The sequence below is a fragment of the Flavobacterium qiangtangense genome, from assembly GCF_042658345.1.
Taxonomy (GTDB): domain Bacteria; phylum Bacteroidota; class Bacteroidia; order Flavobacteriales; family Flavobacteriaceae; genus Flavobacterium; species Flavobacterium qiangtangense.
This window is the reverse complement of sequence record NZ_JBHSQB010000008.1, coordinates 214,130-231,353: the sequence shown is the minus strand read 5'-3', so window position 1 is coordinate 231,353 and position 17,224 is coordinate 214,130. Positions and strand designations below refer to the sequence as shown.

Annotated in this window: 16 protein-coding genes; 4 read left to right on the top strand and 12 right to left on the bottom strand. The window is 35.8% G+C overall.

The features are described from left to right. Positions 1-2,962, bottom strand: a 2,962-nt coding sequence (locus ACFPVY_RS11780) for a choice-of-anchor L domain-containing protein (protein WP_379792246.1), incomplete at its 3' end; no start/stop codon positions are given. A gap of 170 nt (positions 2,963-3,132) precedes the next feature. Between ACFPVY_RS11780 and ACFPVY_RS11775 the strand changes: the two genes are divergently transcribed. From ACFPVY_RS11775 to ACFPVY_RS11765, 3 genes are all read left to right on the top strand, one after another. Then, on the top strand, positions 3,133-4,035 hold the full coding sequence (locus tag ACFPVY_RS11775; protein WP_379792244.1) for a NifU family protein: 903 nt from the start codon (positions 3,133-3,135) through the stop codon (positions 4,033-4,035). 71 nt (positions 4,036-4,106) lie between these two features. Continuing rightward, on the top strand, positions 4,107-6,125 hold the full coding sequence (locus ACFPVY_RS11770) for a thioredoxin domain-containing protein (protein ID WP_379792242.1): 2,019 nt from the start codon (positions 4,107-4,109) through the stop codon (positions 6,123-6,125). Between the two features lie 99 nt (positions 6,126-6,224). Next, complete coding sequence (locus tag ACFPVY_RS11765; protein ID WP_379792240.1) at positions 6,225-7,034, top strand: mechanosensitive ion channel family protein; 810 nt, start codon at positions 6,225-6,227, stop codon at positions 7,032-7,034. Here the strand turns inward: ACFPVY_RS11765 and tsaB are convergent. From tsaB to ACFPVY_RS11750, 3 genes are read right to left on the bottom strand one after another with little or no spacing between them, the layout of a single operon-like run. Next, positions 7,031-7,702, bottom strand: a complete 672-nt coding sequence (gene tsaB, locus ACFPVY_RS11760; RefSeq protein ID WP_379792238.1) for a tRNA (adenosine(37)-N6)-threonylcarbamoyltransferase complex dimerization subunit type 1 TsaB — start codon at positions 7,700-7,702, stop codon at positions 7,031-7,033. The genes ACFPVY_RS11765 and tsaB overlap by 4 nt on opposite strands. Next, a complete protein-coding gene (locus ACFPVY_RS11755) occupies positions 7,702-9,003 on the bottom strand; it encodes an efflux RND transporter periplasmic adaptor subunit (protein ID WP_379792236.1) in 1,302 nt (433 codons plus the stop codon). Before ACFPVY_RS11755 ends, tsaB begins: the two co-directional genes overlap by 1 nt. A gap of 3 nt (positions 9,004-9,006) precedes the next feature. Further along, positions 9,007-10,341: a TolC family protein gene (locus ACFPVY_RS11750; RefSeq protein ID WP_379792234.1), complete on the bottom strand. Its 1,335-nt coding sequence runs from the start codon at positions 10,339-10,341 to the stop codon at positions 9,007-9,009. 168 nt (positions 10,342-10,509) lie between these two features. On the opposite strand from ACFPVY_RS11750, the gene ACFPVY_RS11745 reads away from it, so the two are divergent. Then, positions 10,510-11,907 (top strand): DUF4403 family protein, encoded by a 1,398-nt coding sequence (locus ACFPVY_RS11745; protein WP_379792232.1) that lies wholly within the window; start codon positions 10,510-10,512, stop codon positions 11,905-11,907. Positions 11,908-11,925: 18 nt separating this feature from the next. On the opposite strand, the gene ACFPVY_RS11740 is transcribed toward ACFPVY_RS11745, so the two are convergent. From ACFPVY_RS11740 to cyoE, 8 genes are all read right to left on the bottom strand, one after another. After that, the gene (locus ACFPVY_RS11740; RefSeq protein WP_379792230.1) at positions 11,926-12,198 is read right to left on the bottom strand and encodes a hypothetical protein; all 273 of its coding nucleotides are present in this window, start codon (positions 12,196-12,198) and stop codon (positions 11,926-11,928) included. After that, entirely contained in the window at positions 12,188-12,736 is a 549-nt protein-coding gene (locus ACFPVY_RS11735) for a DUF420 domain-containing protein (protein ID WP_379792228.1), read from the bottom strand. The genes ACFPVY_RS11740 and ACFPVY_RS11735 overlap by 11 nt, the downstream gene beginning before the upstream one ends. A gap of 1 nt (position 12,737) precedes the next feature. Continuing rightward, positions 12,738-13,466: an SCO family protein gene (locus tag ACFPVY_RS11730; protein ID WP_379792226.1), complete on the bottom strand. Its 729-nt coding sequence runs from the start codon at positions 13,464-13,466 to the stop codon at positions 12,738-12,740. Next, on the bottom strand, positions 13,467-14,141 hold the full coding sequence (locus tag ACFPVY_RS11725; RefSeq protein ID WP_379792224.1) for a hypothetical protein: 675 nt from the start codon (positions 14,139-14,141) through the stop codon (positions 13,467-13,469). A gap of 78 nt (positions 14,142-14,219) precedes the next feature. After that, entirely contained in the window at positions 14,220-14,570 is a 351-nt protein-coding gene (locus tag ACFPVY_RS11720; RefSeq protein WP_379792222.1) for a cytochrome C oxidase subunit IV family protein, read from the bottom strand. 18 nt (positions 14,571-14,588) lie between these two features. Further along, on the bottom strand, positions 14,589-15,626 hold the full coding sequence (locus tag ACFPVY_RS11715; RefSeq protein WP_379792220.1) for a cytochrome c oxidase subunit 3: 1,038 nt from the start codon (positions 15,624-15,626) through the stop codon (positions 14,589-14,591). 42 nt (positions 15,627-15,668) lie between these two features. Beyond that, positions 15,669-16,253 (bottom strand): cytochrome c oxidase subunit 3, encoded by a 585-nt coding sequence (locus ACFPVY_RS11710; RefSeq protein WP_379792218.1) that lies wholly within the window; start codon positions 16,251-16,253, stop codon positions 15,669-15,671. Then, positions 16,253-17,167 carry a heme o synthase gene (cyoE, locus tag ACFPVY_RS11705; protein WP_379792216.1) on the bottom strand — a complete coding sequence of 305 codons (915 nt, stop codon included), beginning with the start codon at positions 17,165-17,167 and terminating at the stop codon, positions 16,253-16,255. The genes ACFPVY_RS11710 and cyoE overlap by 1 nt, the downstream gene beginning before the upstream one ends. Positions 17,168-17,224 lie beyond the last annotated feature (57 nt).

Below are 17,224 nucleotides of genomic sequence, written 5' to 3'. Positions count from 1 at the left end.
AGGTAACAACAAGTGTCGTGTCGCCTCCTGTTATTTCCCCCGTTTTAAGCGAAAGGTTGAAAGCCGCAAAGCCGTCATTGTTGTCGTCGCAGACTTCCAGCGCGGTAGGCGTGACTGCATCGGGAGATTCAAAAATAGAAACATTAAAACTGCTTTCGTCTGAACAATTTGGAATTGTTCCTGTTTCTGCGTATATGTATATAAGTTGCGTCGTGTTAATAACGTCTCCTGCAAAAAGCGGAGTTCCAGTTCCATTAGTTCCTGTAAAATAATTTCCAACATTTAAAGCAGGAAGAATAAATTCGTTACAAGCAACTACTGCGGCAGGAGTGTCTACAACAGGAGTAATATTTACTTCAACTAAAAAGCTGTCTTCATTAGTACAATTTGGAACAGTATTGCTTTGCGCATAAACATAAATGGTTTGTGTGGAATTAATTGCTGTTCCTACAGGCAATTGCGTTCCAGATCCATTTTGTCCTGTAAAATAATTACCTACTGTTAACGCAGGAAGGATGTACTCGTCACAAACAACAACGTCGCTTTGCGGTTCTACTTCAGGAGTTGGATTTACAATCAAGCTGAAACTTGTGATACCAAAATCTAACGGATTGTCGTTATTCTGAACTCTTACATAGATAATTTGATTATTAGAACCCAAGAAAGTATTTGCTGATGCTATAAATGGAGTTCCTGCCTCTGCATCTTGCTGATTTAAATGATATGTAACTGTATTTTCAGACGCTGGCTCTCCGTCTAAAACCGTTTCGTCATTGACAGTTAAATCAAAAACTGATTGACCATCGTTTGGCAGTTCATCGCAAACAGCCATATTTGCAGGCTGAGGCGGGGTACAACTTTCTACGAATAAATCAAATTGAAGAATTCCGTTACATTGTGTGGAAGAGTTTACGTCTTCTACTTTAACAATTATCGTTTGTCCATTTGTACCTGTATATGCTTGCGGATTTCCTATAATCATGAAATTATCAAAATCAGCTTGTGATGCATAATAATAAAAGACATAATTACCTTGCTCTGCAGCCGGAACGTTTGCCAAAATTACAGCCTCATTTTGGGTTAAATCGAAAATTGGCTGACATTGTGTAAGATTTTCGGCAGGAAGAATTGGAAGTGGCGGATTGTACTCAATTACAATTGAATCACGCATTTCACAATCTGTTCCAATATTTGAAGCTATCAAACTATAATTTCCAGGTTCTGAAACAACTAAAGTTGGGCCAGTTTGTGTTGTGATTAAATCGGTACCATTGTACCATTCAAATTCATAAACAGCTGGATCTAGTCCAGAATCTAAAACGGTCGTATCTCCATAACAAATAGCCTGACCTGTCACAACTGTCAAATCGTCTCCAATATCAGCTTGGCCAATATTAAAACTTCCTGCTTCGAGGAAAACTGCAGAATCATAACTATTATCGTTTCTATCGGCTATTACCAATTTAATATGATAAACAGTGTATGGAGTAACTTGAGAAGAGGCGTTCATTACAACCGTTTGCCCTTCAAAATTTGTTGGCGATGTTGCGGCGCCAGGACCGCCATTAAATTGTCCAAAATATTGAGCATTTGCAGAAAGACATCCATCATTATGCTCGTCATCTCTAATTGTAACTACCGAAACCGGTATATTTGTGTTTGGAATTAATGCTAAATTAGTAGTTATGTTAGTCTGTGTATTAGTTAAAAAGAATGCAAATGCATCTGAATAATCACATTGAAATGTACCATACTCTTCGGAAGCAAACAAGAAATTAAAACTCATATTATCCGTTAATGGTGTAAAGTCAAACTCAATTATCGTGGCATCATTATAGTCTGTCAAACCTGGATCAATTCCTAAGCCAGTGATATAATTAAACAATTGAGTGTCGCCAGGCCAGTTACCAACCCCTTGATTACTAGAGTTTGGGCCAGGCGCATTCATAGCTCTACCCGTACTTAAAATCAAACCATCTTTTATTGGGAAATTACTGTTTTCTCGGTGAAAATATCCAATTCCATTATTTGTTCCAGAACCTGTACTTGAAGTTATATTAGTTATCAATGCGCATTCTGAGTCAACAAGTACGTCTGTCACAAGTTGTGAAACCGTATATTGAGTAGTATTTACCGAAATAAACCTAGGTTTTGGCGTATCCGTATCTGTACAAGTCGGGCAAGCTGGCACCGGATCTGGCGTATCACTTGTCATCGAAACTATGTTTACTAGATTTGTAGCTGCCGTAATTGATGTACTATATCCCACCGGGACGTTAATTGTTAAAGTAAAAGTAACAGACTGACCATTGGTTAAAGTTCCAATATTTTCGTTAATCGATCCAGTTCCAGAAGCGCCTAAAGAATTTGTCCAAGTTGCTGTTGTAATCCCCGTAGGCAATGGATCATTTACAACAACATTCAAAGCGTCGCTCGGACCAGCATTTGTAACTGTAATTGTATAAGTTGTTGGCTCGTCATTTCGATATTGCGTCTGACCATTTGTTTTTATTGCACTAATATTAGCCGACGGCGCAGGCGTGTCTGTATCGATACAAGCCGTACATGCCGGTGTTGGATCCGCCGTATCGCTAACCGCAGTCGCTTGGTAAACCAAATTTGACTGTTGATTATAATTACTTGGCACAGGAATTGTAACTGTAAAGGTCAGCACAGCTCCATTGGCCATTGTTGGAATCACAGCATTTAAGTTGCCCGTTCCCGTCAAACCTCCTGTACCGGTCCAAGTAACTGTGCTCGGCGTTATTCCCGCCGGAAGCACGTCTGACACAACAACATTTGTTGCGGCTTGTGGTCCGTTATTGGTTACTGTCACCGTGTACACCTTTGGCACACCCGCAGTATAAGTTCCGGAGTTGTCGGTATTTACTACCATTAAGTCCGCTTGAGCAAACATCGAAGTTGCTATCAATAAAAATAAACCAAGTAATGCTCTTTTCATATAGACACTTTTACAAAAAATCCTTAATTTTACAGGCAGTTTCCTTAGCTCGCGATACCAATTTATATGTTAACTAATAACGAAGGAACTGTTAATTTATTCTTTAAATTCCCAAATATAATATTTCGTAGATTACTACTTTGTTAAATTTGCAAAAAAATACAAAATATATGATTAATGTTACAATAAGAGATACGCAAGATCCCACTATATTAAAGTTTGAATTGCCTGAATTCATAACCCAACATCAAAATTTTGAATTCAAAAATATTGATGACGCAAAAGATTCGCCATTGGCACAAAAACTTTTTTATCTTCCATTTGTAAAATCAATTTACATTTCGGGAAATTTCATTGCCATTCAACGCTATAATATCGTGGAATGGGATGATGTTAAAGATGCTGTTGCCGAAGAAATCGAAAACTTTGTAAACAACGGTGGCAAGATTTTAACCGTAGAAGAAAAACCGGCGAATGCAAAACAACCAATTACTGTTTATGCAGAAAGTACTCCGAACCCTTCTGTTCAAAAATTTGTGGGAAGCAAAATGATGACAAAAGTGGCCATGGAATATAAAAATATCGATGAGGCTTCTTCTTCCCCATTGGCACAAGAACTTTTTAAATTTCCTTATGTTAAGGAAGTTTTCATTGATGAAAATTACATTTCGGTAACCAAATATTCGGTGAGCGAATGGCAAGACATTACTTATGAATTGCGAACTTTTATCAAAGGTTTTATCGAAAATGGCGGTACGGTAATTGACGAAAATATTGCGGCTTCAAATCCAAAAACAGATAAACAAAAGATTGAAAATTTCGATAATTTAGATGTAACGTCACAACAAATCATCAATATTTTAGAAGAATATGTGAAACCAGCAGTTGCGGCTGATGGCGGAAACATTCTTTTTGATTCGTATGATGAAACCGAAAAACGTGTGAAAGTGGTACTTCAAGGCGCTTGCAGTGGCTGTCCTTCTTCGACTTTCACTTTAAAAAGCGGTATTGAAAACATGCTAAAAGATATGCTGAATGATAACGATATTAAAGTCGAAGCGTTAAACGGCTAATCATTCTCCTCAAAAATTAGTAATTTTAAGCGTTCCCATCTGGAGCGCTTTTTATTTTTAAACAGTTTTATATGAACGAATTACATAAAGAATCGAGTCCATATTTGTTACAGCATGCCAATAATCCGGTGCATTGGAAAGCTTGGAATCCAGAATCATTGGCTTCGGCTAAAGAAAAAAATCAACTTATTATTGTGAGTGTTGGATATTCGGCCTGCCATTGGTGCCACGTGATGGAACATGAAACTTTTGAAGATATTGACGCCGCAAAAGTTATGAATCAAAGTTTTATCAATATAAAAGTCGATCGCGAAGAGCGCCCAGATATTGATGCCGTTTACATGAAAGCCATTCAAATCATGACGGGTCGCGGTGGCTGGCCGATGAATGTGGTTTGTTTGCCTGATGGAAGACCAGTTTGGGGAGGCACTTATTTTCGAAAAATAGAATGGATGGAAACTTTACAGCAACTTAAAAATTTGTATGAAAACGATCCTGAAAAAATGATAGATTATGCCGAAAAATTAAAAAATGGCCTAGACGCAATTAGTTTAATTCCGGAAAATACCGAAGCTTCTGGTTTTGATTTTGAAACATTAGAGCGTTTACTTTCAAAATGGAAAAAAAGTTTTGACCATGAATTTGGCGGTTATACCAGAGCTCCAAAATTCATGATGCCAAATAATTACGCATTCTTACTGCGTTTCGCCCATCAAAATAACGATAAAGACTTACTCGAATTTGTAAGCTTGACGTTAACTAAAATGGCTTATGGCGGACTTTTCGACACGGTTGACGGCGGATTTTCTCGCTATTCGGTTGACATGAAATGGCACGTTCCTCACTTTGAAAAAATGCTGTATGACAACGGACAATTGGTTTCGCTTTACGCGGATGCTTACAAATTGACCAAAAATCCGCTGCACAAAGAAGTTATCGAAAAAACATTAAATTTTATTTCAAAAGAATTGACAAATGAAGTCGGAGGATTTTATTCTGCTTTGGACGCCGACAGTTTAAACACCGAAAATCATTTGGAGGAAGGCGCATTTTATAGTTGGAAAACAGAAGAACTTGAACAACTAATTACAGAAGATTTTCCGTTTTTCAGCGAAGTTTTTAATATCAACGATTTTGGTTTCTGGGAAGAAGAACAAAAATATGTTTTGATCCAAAATAAAACGTTGGAAGAAATCGCTTTTGCGAACAACATTGACCTTTCTGATTTAATAAACAAGAAAAAATCTTGGGAACAAATTCTTTATAATAAAAGAGAAAATCGAAGCAAGCCAAGGTTAGACGACAAATGCTTAACTTCTTGGAATGCCTTGATGTTAAAAGGTTTTATAGATGCATACAAAGCTTTAGGTGATGAAGATTATCTCGAAATTGCTTTAAAAAACGCATCGTTTATAACTGAAAAACTTTGGACTCCAGAAGGAAATCTTTTGCACAATTATAAAGATGGAAAAAGTTCGATCAACGGTTATTTGGAAGATTATTGTTTTGTAATTGAAGCTTTTATTTCGTTGTACGAAGTCACTTTGCAAGAAAAATATTTGACCGATGCAAAACAATTGGCTGATTATTGCTTCGACCATTTTTTTGATTCCAACCAAGAATTTTTCAGTTTTACATCCAACTTAGACGAAAAATTAATTACGAACCATTTTGAGATTGAAGACAATGTCATTTCCGCTTCAAACTCTGTGATGGCGAACAATTTATTTAAGCTGTCAATTTATTTCAAGAATTCTTATTACGAAGAAGTTTCGAGCAAAATGCTTGACAAAATTTTACCAAACGTTGATTATCCGTCGGCTTTTGCAAATTGGTTGCAGTTATTTTTGAACTTTTCCGAGGAGAATCGCGAACTCGCTATTTGCAGTGAAAATGCGTTAGAAGATGCGCTAAAATTTCAAAAACAATATATTCCGAACGTTCTGATTGCAGGAACTTCACGAGAAAGTTCGCTCCCTTTCTTGAAAAATAGATTTATTGAAAATCAGAACAATTATTATTTATGCCAAAATAAAACATGTGATTTACCAGAAAATAATCTGGAATCTATTTTCGAAAAATTGAATTAAATCCAAATTTTCAATTCATAAGTTTATTACTATTTATTAATTTCTTAAGATTCTTTTGAACGGAATTTAATAGTTTTGCCAAAAATTAAATTGTTAAAAATGCAACTCGATACTGAAAAAATTTCGTCGTACACTGACCGTTTTATCAACGGAATCGTCGATTATTCGCCAAGATTAATTTCTGCTTTCCTCATACTATTTATTGGATTGTGGTTGATCTCGCTTTTAAATAAGCTGGCGCAAAACATCATGACCAAGAGAAATCTTGAGCCAACTTTAACCACTTTTCTTGCAAATATCCTGATTTGGGTTTTGCGAGTTTTGCTTTTCGTGATTTTTATTTCGCAGTTGGGCGTAGAAACTTCTTCGTTTGTTGCAATTTTAGGAGCTGCAGGTTTGGCGATTGGTTTGTCATTGCAAGGATCACTTTCAAACTTTGCCGGAGGCGTTTTGATCATTTTATTCAAACCGTTTAAAGTAGGCGATACGATAGAAGCTCAAGCAGAAGTCGCAAAAGTACTTGAAATTCAAATATTTACAACAAAATTAATAACCGCTTCAAATCAAATTGTTTACATTCCAAACGGAATTTTGTCTAACAATAAGATTAAAAATTTTTCACAAAATAATACAAGACGTGCCGACATCATAGTCAAAATTAATTATGATACCGATATAAAATTAGCGAAAGAAAAATTAATGGAAGTGATGAAAAATCATCCAAAAGTGCTTAGAACTCCGGCGCCAGCTTTGATCGTAAATGATTTGACAGACACCGGAATAAATTTAGTTTTAAGACCTTGGTCAAAGAATGAAAATTTTGGAGAAATGAGTTCTGATGTGTTGGAATTTAGCCTTAGAGAACTTGAAAAACTTGAAGTCACTCCTTTTGCAAAAGTGAATACTTAAGATTGTTTCTTGGTCAAAACTAAAAAATCTTTCAAGTAAAAAGGTTCAAAATAAGCGACATCCACGGTGTCGTTTTTTTTGTGCTTTTCAAATGACAAAGCGCTCATTTGTTTTGCCGAAGGAAAGATTATTTCTGGGTGATAAACGAATTTATCTGAACTTAAAATCTCTTGGCATTTTAAAGCGCCATCACCAACAAAATGAATGGTTTCCGTTATTTCCGAAAACGATTCTTCGTCAATAATTTCTGCTTTTGTATCTCTGATTTTTGATTTATCCGAAGAAAAAATAGCGCTATAAACTTCCATTCTTCTGGCATCAATCATCGGAATAATCACACCGTTTTCAACAGAAATCGCGGAAGCTAAAATCTCCAAAGTATCAACAGCAATCAACGGAATATTTATCGCGTAACAAAGCCCTTTTGCAGCAGAAACTCCAATTCGCAGTCCGGTGTAAGAACCCGGACCTTGACTTACAGCAATTGCCGTCAAGTCTGAAAAATCAATTTTTGCTTCTTTTAAAACTTCTGAAATAAAAACGTGCAATTTTTCAGCGTGCGAATATCCTTGTTCGGCAATTTCTTTGCAAATTACTGTTTCACCGTCTTTTGCAATGCTTACCGAACAGTTTTTTGTGGCCGTTTCAATGTTTAAAATGTATGCCATTACTTTTTGGGCTTGACTTCTTTTTTACCTTCTTCGGGTTTTACAAAAACCACATCCCCTGAAATTAAATCCTTTGTGACAGTCGCATAAGGGCCAACGATTACCACGTCGCCTTTCTTCAATCCAGACGAAATCTCGATGTTTGTATCGTCTTGAATTCCGGTTTTTACAACTCTAATTTTTGCTTTATCACCTTCTTTCACAAAAACACATTCAAATTTCTTGTCTGATTTTGGAGCTGGAGTTTGTCCTTCTGGAGTTACAGCAACAGGTTTTGCCGTTGCAGAAGTATCTGATTTTACCACGACCGCGCTAATTGGCACGGCAACAATATTTTCTTTTCTCTTAGTAATAATATCGACAGTTGCCGTCATTCCTGGTCTGAACGGCGAATAACTTTCTGGCTTTCCTTCGGTCAAATCAGCGTACGATTCTTTTAAAATTCTAACTTTTACTTTAAAGTTTGTCACTTGATCAGCAGTCAAATCGGCGCTTGCAGAATTTGAAATACTTGTAACGGTTCCTCTAAATTCCTTTTTCAAATAAGCGTCCACTTCCACTCTAGCCGAATCTCCTACAGAAATTTTCACGATATCATTTTCATTAACATCGACTTCCACTTCCATATTATTTAAGTTCGCCACACGAAGCAATTCGGTTCCGGTCATTTGTTGCGTACCCAAAACTCTTTCGCCAAGTTCCACTCCCAAAGAAGAAATTGTTCCGTCTGCCGGAGCATAAATTGTTGTTCTTCCCAAGTTGTCTTTTGCTTCATTTACCGTGGCCGCAGCACTTTGAACATTATAATAAGCCGATTGTTTCGTAGCTTGAGCAACCGCATAAGTTGAAATGGCTTTGTCCCAATCTGATCTTGAAATAATTCCTTTATCAAACAACGTTTTGTTTCTATCATAATTTGCTTTTGCTTCTGCAAACTGAGCATCCGCTTGGCTTAAACCAGCTTTTGAACCTGATAAACTTGCCACAGATCTGTTCAATCCCGACGTATATAAATCTGGATTTATTCTAACCAAAAGATCTCCTTTTTTTACAACTTGACCTTCTTTAATTGGCAATTCAATGATTTCTCCAGAAACTTCTGAAGATATTTTCACCTCAATTTCTGGCTGAATTTTTCCGGTTGCCGAAACGGTTTCAACTACCGTAACTTGATCTACGCTAGCTATTTCCACTTCTTTGCCTACATTTTTATTCCCAAAAACACCCGATTTTGTCAGGACAAGTAAAAGAACGATGATTGCAATTGCAACTACTAATAAAATTATGGTCTTCTTTTTCATAAACTATTGTTTTTGGATAATTGGCATTCCGAAATAAAATTCTAATATTTTTGTTTTGAAGATGTAGTCGTATTTTGCTCTAACTTCTTCTGATTGCGCATTTTCGTAAGCTATTGATGATTGGCTAAAATCAAATGAGTTTTGCAAACCGACGTCAAATCTTTCTTTAGAAAATTGATAAGCAAACTTTCTCGCTTCAGAAGTTTTCTGTGCTGCTTCGTATAATTTTTTAGAATTTACGACATCATTATAAGCTTTATAAACATTGGTTTCCAAATCTAATTCCGCTTGTTTTAAAAGATATTGTGATCTTTCTTGAGAAATTTTGCTTCGTTGCACGCGACCGCGAGTAGAAAATCCATTTAATATCGGAACCGTTAATTGTAATCCGATTGCTGTTCCATCAAACAAATAAATTTGGTCTTGAAACGAAAGCGGTGTACTTTCTGACCATCTTGCATTGTAACCTAAAAATCCAGACAATGTTGGCATATAAGCCGATTTCGAGATTTGAACATCTTTTTTAGCTACTTCCACATCTTGCGCCGCAACTTTGATATCGTTCACGGTTTGTTTTGCTTTTTCAAAAATAGTATGCGGATTTTCATCCAAAACCGAAGAAAGTTCTGCATTAAATTCTTGCTCAGCAACATCAAAATTTATGTAATCTTCAAGCAAAAGCATTTGGCAAAGCGCCACTTTTGAAATCAGTAAATTATTTTGTGCATTAATAATTTGTTGTTCTTGACCGGCATCAGTGGCTCTCAATTCATAAATATCTCCGGCAGGCAAACTTCCGGCGTCAATCAATGCTTTGGTTCGGTCTAAATTTTCCTTCGTAATCTTATTCTGGTTTTGCAAAACTCGCAATTGCTCTTTAAGCGAAAGAATTTCAAGGAAATTATTGGCCACAGAAAGCATGATATCGTCTTTCATTTTATCAAGACGATACGTATTCGCGATTCTATTTAGCTTTGACCTTTGGTACGTTCTCCAGTTTAAAAAACCGTTGAATAGCGTTACGCCACCATTTGCTTGCGCAGAAAATGACTTAAACGTTTCGTTGTTAAATTGGTTAGTTGCAGGGTTAATGTTGGCACCTGTATTAATGCTGTAATTTGCATTTGTGGAAACTGTCGGCAGAAAATTTCCAACCGCTTCCAACTTTTCAACGTCAGAAGTTTTCAAGTCAAGTTGCGACTGCTTGATAGAAATATTGTTTTCTAATGCATAAAGAACACATTCTTCCAAAGTCCATTTTTTGACTTGGGCATTTGATGAAATGCCTAAAAAGAAGACGGCAAGACAGAGTATTTTACTGATGGTTTTCTTTTTCATAAATAATTACTGACAAAAATGTTTTGGTTATCAATGCAAATTTAGCCTTTTTTGGTGGCTTTCTAAAAATAATTAGACGGTAAAAAGGAGATTCTGTTACAGATTTTTTTTTAGAAAGATATTAAAAAATAAAATTACATTTACTTCAAAATTAAATCATTAAAAGCTATGACCAAATTTATTGCGAAATTGATCCCGATATTTTCGCTTTTTGTCCTCTTCGGTTGCTCTACAACTAATCAAATTGCAGCACTGAAACCGGAGCCAGACGACGCTTCACCAATTGTTTATGAAAACTCAACATCGTTCATCAGTCTTCCGATAAAAATCAAATTAAAAGATATTGAAACTCAAACAAACAAACTTTTAAACGGATTGATTTATGAAGACAACGATATCGAAGACGACGATATCACGATGAAAGTCTGGAAATTAGGCGCTATAAAAATCTCCAATGAAAAAGGTAAAATTAAGACCGTTCTTCCGTTGAAAATTACCGTAAATTATCGCTACGGAATCAATAAAATGGGCATCAAATTATATGACACTCGCGAAATTAACATGAACGGAGTCGTAACTTTGTTAAGCAATGTTGGCCTGACCAATTGGAAAATGAATACCGACACCATGCTGCAATCATTAGAATGGAACGAAAGTCCGACGATAAATATTGCCGGAAAAAGTGTTGCGATTACGTATTTGATAAATCCTGCGGTTCGTCTTTTTAAATCAAAAATCGAGAACAATCTTGACGAAGCGATTAAAAAATCAATGGATTTCAAACCAAATGTTTTGGATGCTTTGGAGAAAATCTGCACGCCTTTTCAAATGAGCGAAACCTATGATTCTTGGTTGCGAATTGTTCCGATAGAATTGTATTCGACCGAAGCTAAACTGCAAAAAGAAGTTATTTCGCTTGACATGGGATTAAAATGTAATATGGAAACCGTGGTTGGCCAACAGCCGAAAAATAAATTAGACAGAGACAAAATCGCCTTGAAACCAGTTTCAAAAATGCCAGACAAAATTTCTGCAAATATCGCGGCGGTTTCGACTTATCAAGATGCCTCAAGAATTATGACGAAGAATTTTCAGGGACAAGAATTTGGTTCTGGAAGTAAAAAAGTTAAAGTTCAAAACGTAGCAATTTGGCAGAAAAACAACAAGATGATTATTGCTTTAGACTTATTAGGAAGCTTGAACGGAACTATCTATCTTTCGGGTTTTCCACAATATAATGATGCCACAAAAGAGATATTTTTCGACCAATTAGACTATGTTTTAGACACCAAAAGCCGATTGATTAAAACTGCAAATTGGCTTGCTTCGGGCGTTGTTTTGAAGAAAATGCAGGAAGCTTGCCGTTATTCGATTCAACCCAACTTAGACGAAGGAAAAAAGAATATGATGACGTATTTAAAGAATTATTCTCCGATGCCTGGCGTTTTTGTAAACGGAAGCGTGGATGATATTCAATTCAAGAAAATACAGTTGACTAATAAAGCAATTATCGCTTTTATAACGGTCGATGGAAAAGTAGATGTCAGCATCGACGGATTAAAATAATTAAAAAAAAAGCCTGAATTAATTTTCAGGCTTTTTTTTGGTCTTCATTCTATAAATTACGTAGCCCAAAATTCCGACTAATATATACGGAAATACCATTAAGTATAAAATTCCGTCGTTCACGGCTTCGGCTTTCACGCCACCTTCTTCGGTTTCTAAAACCGCACGACACATTGCGCATTGTGCGTTTGAACTTATTGAGAAGAAAAAAGAAGAAATAAGAAATATTATTTCTTTTTCCCAAACTCTTGCCCCTTGCCTCTTGCCTCTTGCCTCTTTTTTAATGTACATAATATGGTGAAATCATTAGGTAAACAATTACTCCGGTCACGGCCACATACAACCACATTGGATACGTGATTCTGGCTAATTTTCTATGTTTGTCAAAACGTTGCGCCAGTGCACGAACGTAAGTAATTAAAACGAATGGAATGATGATAATCGACAGTAAAATGTGCGTGATTAAAATGAAAAAATATACATATTTGATTATTCCTTCGCCTCCAAATGACGTGCTGTCAGCGGTCATGTGATAGGCAACATACATTCCTAAAAATGCAACAGAACACCCGATTGCTGATTTCATCAGGTTTTCGTGAAGTTTTTGTTTTCCGTTTTTGATGGCCCAAACTGCGGTCACCAAAAGAACAGCCGTAATTCCGTTAATCGTAGCATAAATTGGAGGTAAAAATGACAAAGGTTCTACATCAAATCCAAAATCTTTCAGTTTTACTCCGAACAAAATCGCCACAACCACAGGAATTGCAACCGATAAAACAATAATCCATTTTCTATATTTCAGCTCAACAGCATTCAAATTGCTTTCCATATTATTCTTCTAATAAAATTGCGATATCTTCCTTAATCATAAAAATTCCGGGTTTGTATTTTCCTTGTAAATCGTCTTCAAAACCGTCTTTGTCATTATAATTTAATCCGGTGTAAAAAATCATCGGATTGCCATTTTTATCTTTTCGGCTTCTGATTTTTCCTGTTTTATCAACCAAAGCAAAATATCCGGAATGTTCAAAACCAGCGTCGCCTTCTTTAGCACTTTCGCCTGCGTAAATGTTAAAACCTTTGTTGGCCAAATCATAAATATACTTTTGATCTCCGGTCAAAAAATGCCAATTCGGTGATGTTACTCCCAATTGTTTTGCGTGTTCTTTCAAAACTTCTGGCGTATCGGTTGTTGGATTTATCGTAAAAGAAGCAATTCCGAAGTTTTTATTTTTACCAAATTCTTCTTCAATCAAAAGCATATTTTGGTTCATTATCGGACAAATCGATGGACACGTTGAGAAGAAAAACTCTACAACATAAACTTTTCCGAGGTAATCTTTATTGGTAATTATTTTTCCGTTTTGATCTGTTAAAGAAAATTCGGGAGCGTTTCCGATGGTCAGCAATGTTTCTGATTTTTCTTTCTGAGGAACACTCATTCGGTCGTTTACCGTGACTTTTCCTTCCTTCAATCTATCTATGATTTTAGGAACAAAAATAATTCCGAAAACTAAAATTATAAATGAAATCCCGATGTATGATTTGTTTTTCATCACTTAAATTTTTCTTTTCATTCTTGAATCGTTATTATTCTTTTTCAGCGCCGCGCGATATTCGTATAGAATAACTTTTACGTCATCACTCATTTCATTGTGTAAATCGGCCGCAGAAATCGTGTTGTAACCTTCTTTATACTCATTCTCTCCTTTCAGGTTTTTTCCTTTTCTACCACGGAGACTTCTTGCTTTGTCAACTATATAAACATTTGCAGTTCCAAAATCTCTGTCTAATCCGCCAACAAGATTTAGTTTGCCATAATAATTTGTAATTTCTTCTGGAGAAGCAAAAACAAAAATCCATTTTGACATATCTTTTCCGTCAGCGAGCGGTTTCAGTTTCTCAACCAATTCTGCCACTTGAGATTCTGAACCTTTTGGAGAAACCATTATAAATTGAAAATCCTTGAAGTCTTTATTTTTATTGTAAATCTTCTGATTTAGGTTGAAAAAATTTCCTTCGTTATAAATAATATTACTTCCTGTAAAGCCAAGAATTGTAATTTTATCATTTAAAGAAACCGTCTTTCCGTCGGCAGTTTTCCAATCAGAAATATCCGGAATTTTTTCAGTAATCGTGGGAAGTTTTGCAAAGCTGTTGATTCCGGAAGCAAAGAAAAGATAAGCGACAATTGGAAGAATGAACAGCGCAAAAAGTATGGAATATTTTTTCATTGGATTGCAGTAATTATTGCAGTGCAAAAATAAAAAAAGACGGTGTAATACCGTCTTTTTTTGTGATTTAATATGCTGTTAAAAATTCCATTTTATTTGAGAACTTTTAAACACATCAAAAATATAATTACCTTCAACTAGTAAGATGAACACTAAATAGATAATTAGAAAAACTAACGGGGCAACAATGCTCCATCTTAAGTTACTTTTTTCACCTTCTAAGTGCATAAACGCCCAAACGATCAAATAAGCTTTGTAAATTGTCAATATAATGAAAAGCCAGTTCAGCAAATTCATTTGAAGAAATAATGTATCGTGTAAGATTGCTGGTTTGTAAATACCAAATGCAACTTCAATAATCGTGATTGCAGATAAAAATCCAAAAACTTTCCAGATCCTGCCTGTATTAGAAACGTGTTCGTGTGCCATAATAATAAGTCTTTTCGATTAAACTAAATAGAAGAATGTGAATACAAATACCCAAACTAAATCGACAAAGTGCCAGTAAAGACCCACTTTCTCAACCATTTCGTAGCTTCTTCTTTTTTCGTAAGTTCCAAGAACAACGTTCAAGAAAATTAAAATATTGATCAATACTCCAGAGAATACGTGGAAACCGTGGAATCCAGTGATGAAGAAAAAGAAGTTAGCGAATAATTTTTGACCGTATTCGTTTCTAACCAAGTTTGCTCCTTCTACAACATAATGCACTTCGCTCATTCTTTTTAGAGATTCTTCTCTTGTCAGAACTGTTTTGTGCTTGTGCGTAGATTTGTTTAATTCTGGGTGTAATTTTGTATCTTTAAGCGTAGCTTCGTTTGCGTGATAAATCGTTTCTGTTCTTACCACTAAATTTGGATTTGCTTTAAATCCTTCCACAACTTGATTTACAGAATATGTTGGCAACGTGCTTTCGCTTTGAAACCACATTCCTTTATCCCTTGTCAATTGTTGTCTTTCTTCAGGTGTGTGTGAAGCAAAATCAGCAAGTTTTACTCTTTTTCCAGTTGTTGCATCTACAAATTGAAGAATACTTCCTCCTTTTGTTTCCACAGCACCATATTCACCTTTGATGAAATTTTTCCATTCCCAAGCTTGAGAACCCAAGAAAATTCCTCCACCGATAATTGTCAAGAACATATAAATTGCTACTTTCTGTTTTTTCAAATGGTGTCCGGCGTCAACAGCCAAAACCATAGTTACAGAAGAGAAAATCAAAATAAATGTCATTAATGCCACATAATACATCGGAGCATCAACTCCGTGCATAAATGGAAAGTGGTTAAAAACCTCGTCAGCTAAAGGCCAAGTTTCAATAAATTTATATCTTGAAAAGCCATAAGCAGCAAGAAAACCAGAGAATGTCAAGGCATCAGAGACGATGAAAAACCACATCATCATTTTGCCATAATTAATTCCCATTGGCTCATTGCCTCCGGCCCAAGTTTTGCCTTCACTATTCGCAGTAGTAACAGTCGCTCCCATAAAAGTTGTTAGTTAAAAAGTTCCCAAATTTACGTTTTTTTCTTATTTAAAGAAATATAAAAACAAAAACAAATATAGCCATAAGAAATCAAGAAAGTGCCAAAACATTGCACCAAGCTCTATTCCAAGGGTTTGACTTGAATTGTATTTTTGTTTAAAATGATTATAAATTATAATTAAAAGCGATACCAAGCCTCCAAACAAGTGAACGAAGTGCAAAAGCACTACCACAAAGATGAATGAACTTGTTACAGTACTCGTTGGTCCCGTTGGATACAAGCCTGCATCGATCAACTGATAAAAGCCTTGATATTGTAAAAATACGAATAATAAACCAAGCGCCAAAGTAACTAATAAAAGAGATGTTACTGCGCTTCTATTATCTTTTTGAATTGCTTTTTTAGCCAAATGAAAAGTCAAACTGCTCAACAACATCACTCCTGTACTTGCCCAAAAAGCATTTGGTAAGGTGAAATCTTTAAGCCAATCTGGTCGAGAAGCACTGATAACATAAGCACTCGTCAAACCTGCAAACATCATAATCATACTGATCATTGCAAACCAAAGAATCAATTTATAAGAACGTGCTGTTCTTTCTTTGTGCTCCTGAACTGTCATTGTTGCCATTATCGTAAAAATTTATCTGCGATGTAAATAATTTGTAGTAAAGTAATATAAGAAACACTCACCAGCATTAATGTTCGCGCTGCCTTTGCTTCTCTTGATTTGTATAATTTCATTCCGTAATATAGCATCCAGATTCCTAATAAGAAAACTGCAACTGCTGCGTAAGGTGTGATGAATAATTTTCCTGTAAATCCTAATGACGGCAACAAAGAAGCCACGATTAACCAAATGGTATATAGCAAAATCTGTGTTGCTGTTGCTTTGTCCTTTTTACCCGTAGGCAACATAAAGAAACCTGCTTTTTCGTAATCTTCGTATAAAAACCAACCGATTGCCCAAAAATGTGGAAACTGCCAGAAAAACTGAATCATGAATAAAGTTCCAGCTTCAATTCCAAAATTATTCGTCGCCGCGACCCATCCTAACATAAAAGGAATGGCTCCCGGAAATGCTCCAACAAAAACCGATAACGGCGTTTTTGTCTTTAATGGCGTATAAATACTTGTGTAAAGAAAAATAGAAATTGCACCAAACATCGCTGTTTTTGGGTTGATGCTATACAAAATTGCAAGTCCAAGAATTGTCAAGGCGCAAGCAATAATAAATGCGGTATTCACAGACATTCTTCCTGAAGGAACTGGACGGTTTTTAGTTCTGTCCATTAAAACGTCTAAGTCTTTTTCGATGATTTGATTAAACGCATTTGAGGCGCCAACCATACAATAACCGCCGATGCAAAGCATTATCAAAACGCTCCACTGAAACGGATTTTCGCTATCAAAACCAAGAAGATATCCCGCGATTGAAGAAAACACAACGCTAACCGCCAATCTTGCTTTGGTGATTTCTGTAAAATCGGTATAAAGAGATTTTAAGGAGAAGTTATTTGTTGTAGTGCTCAATACTGCTTTCATTTGGATTTTGAAATCTGGCGCAAAGATACTCGTTCATAAAGAAATTCACAAAAAAGT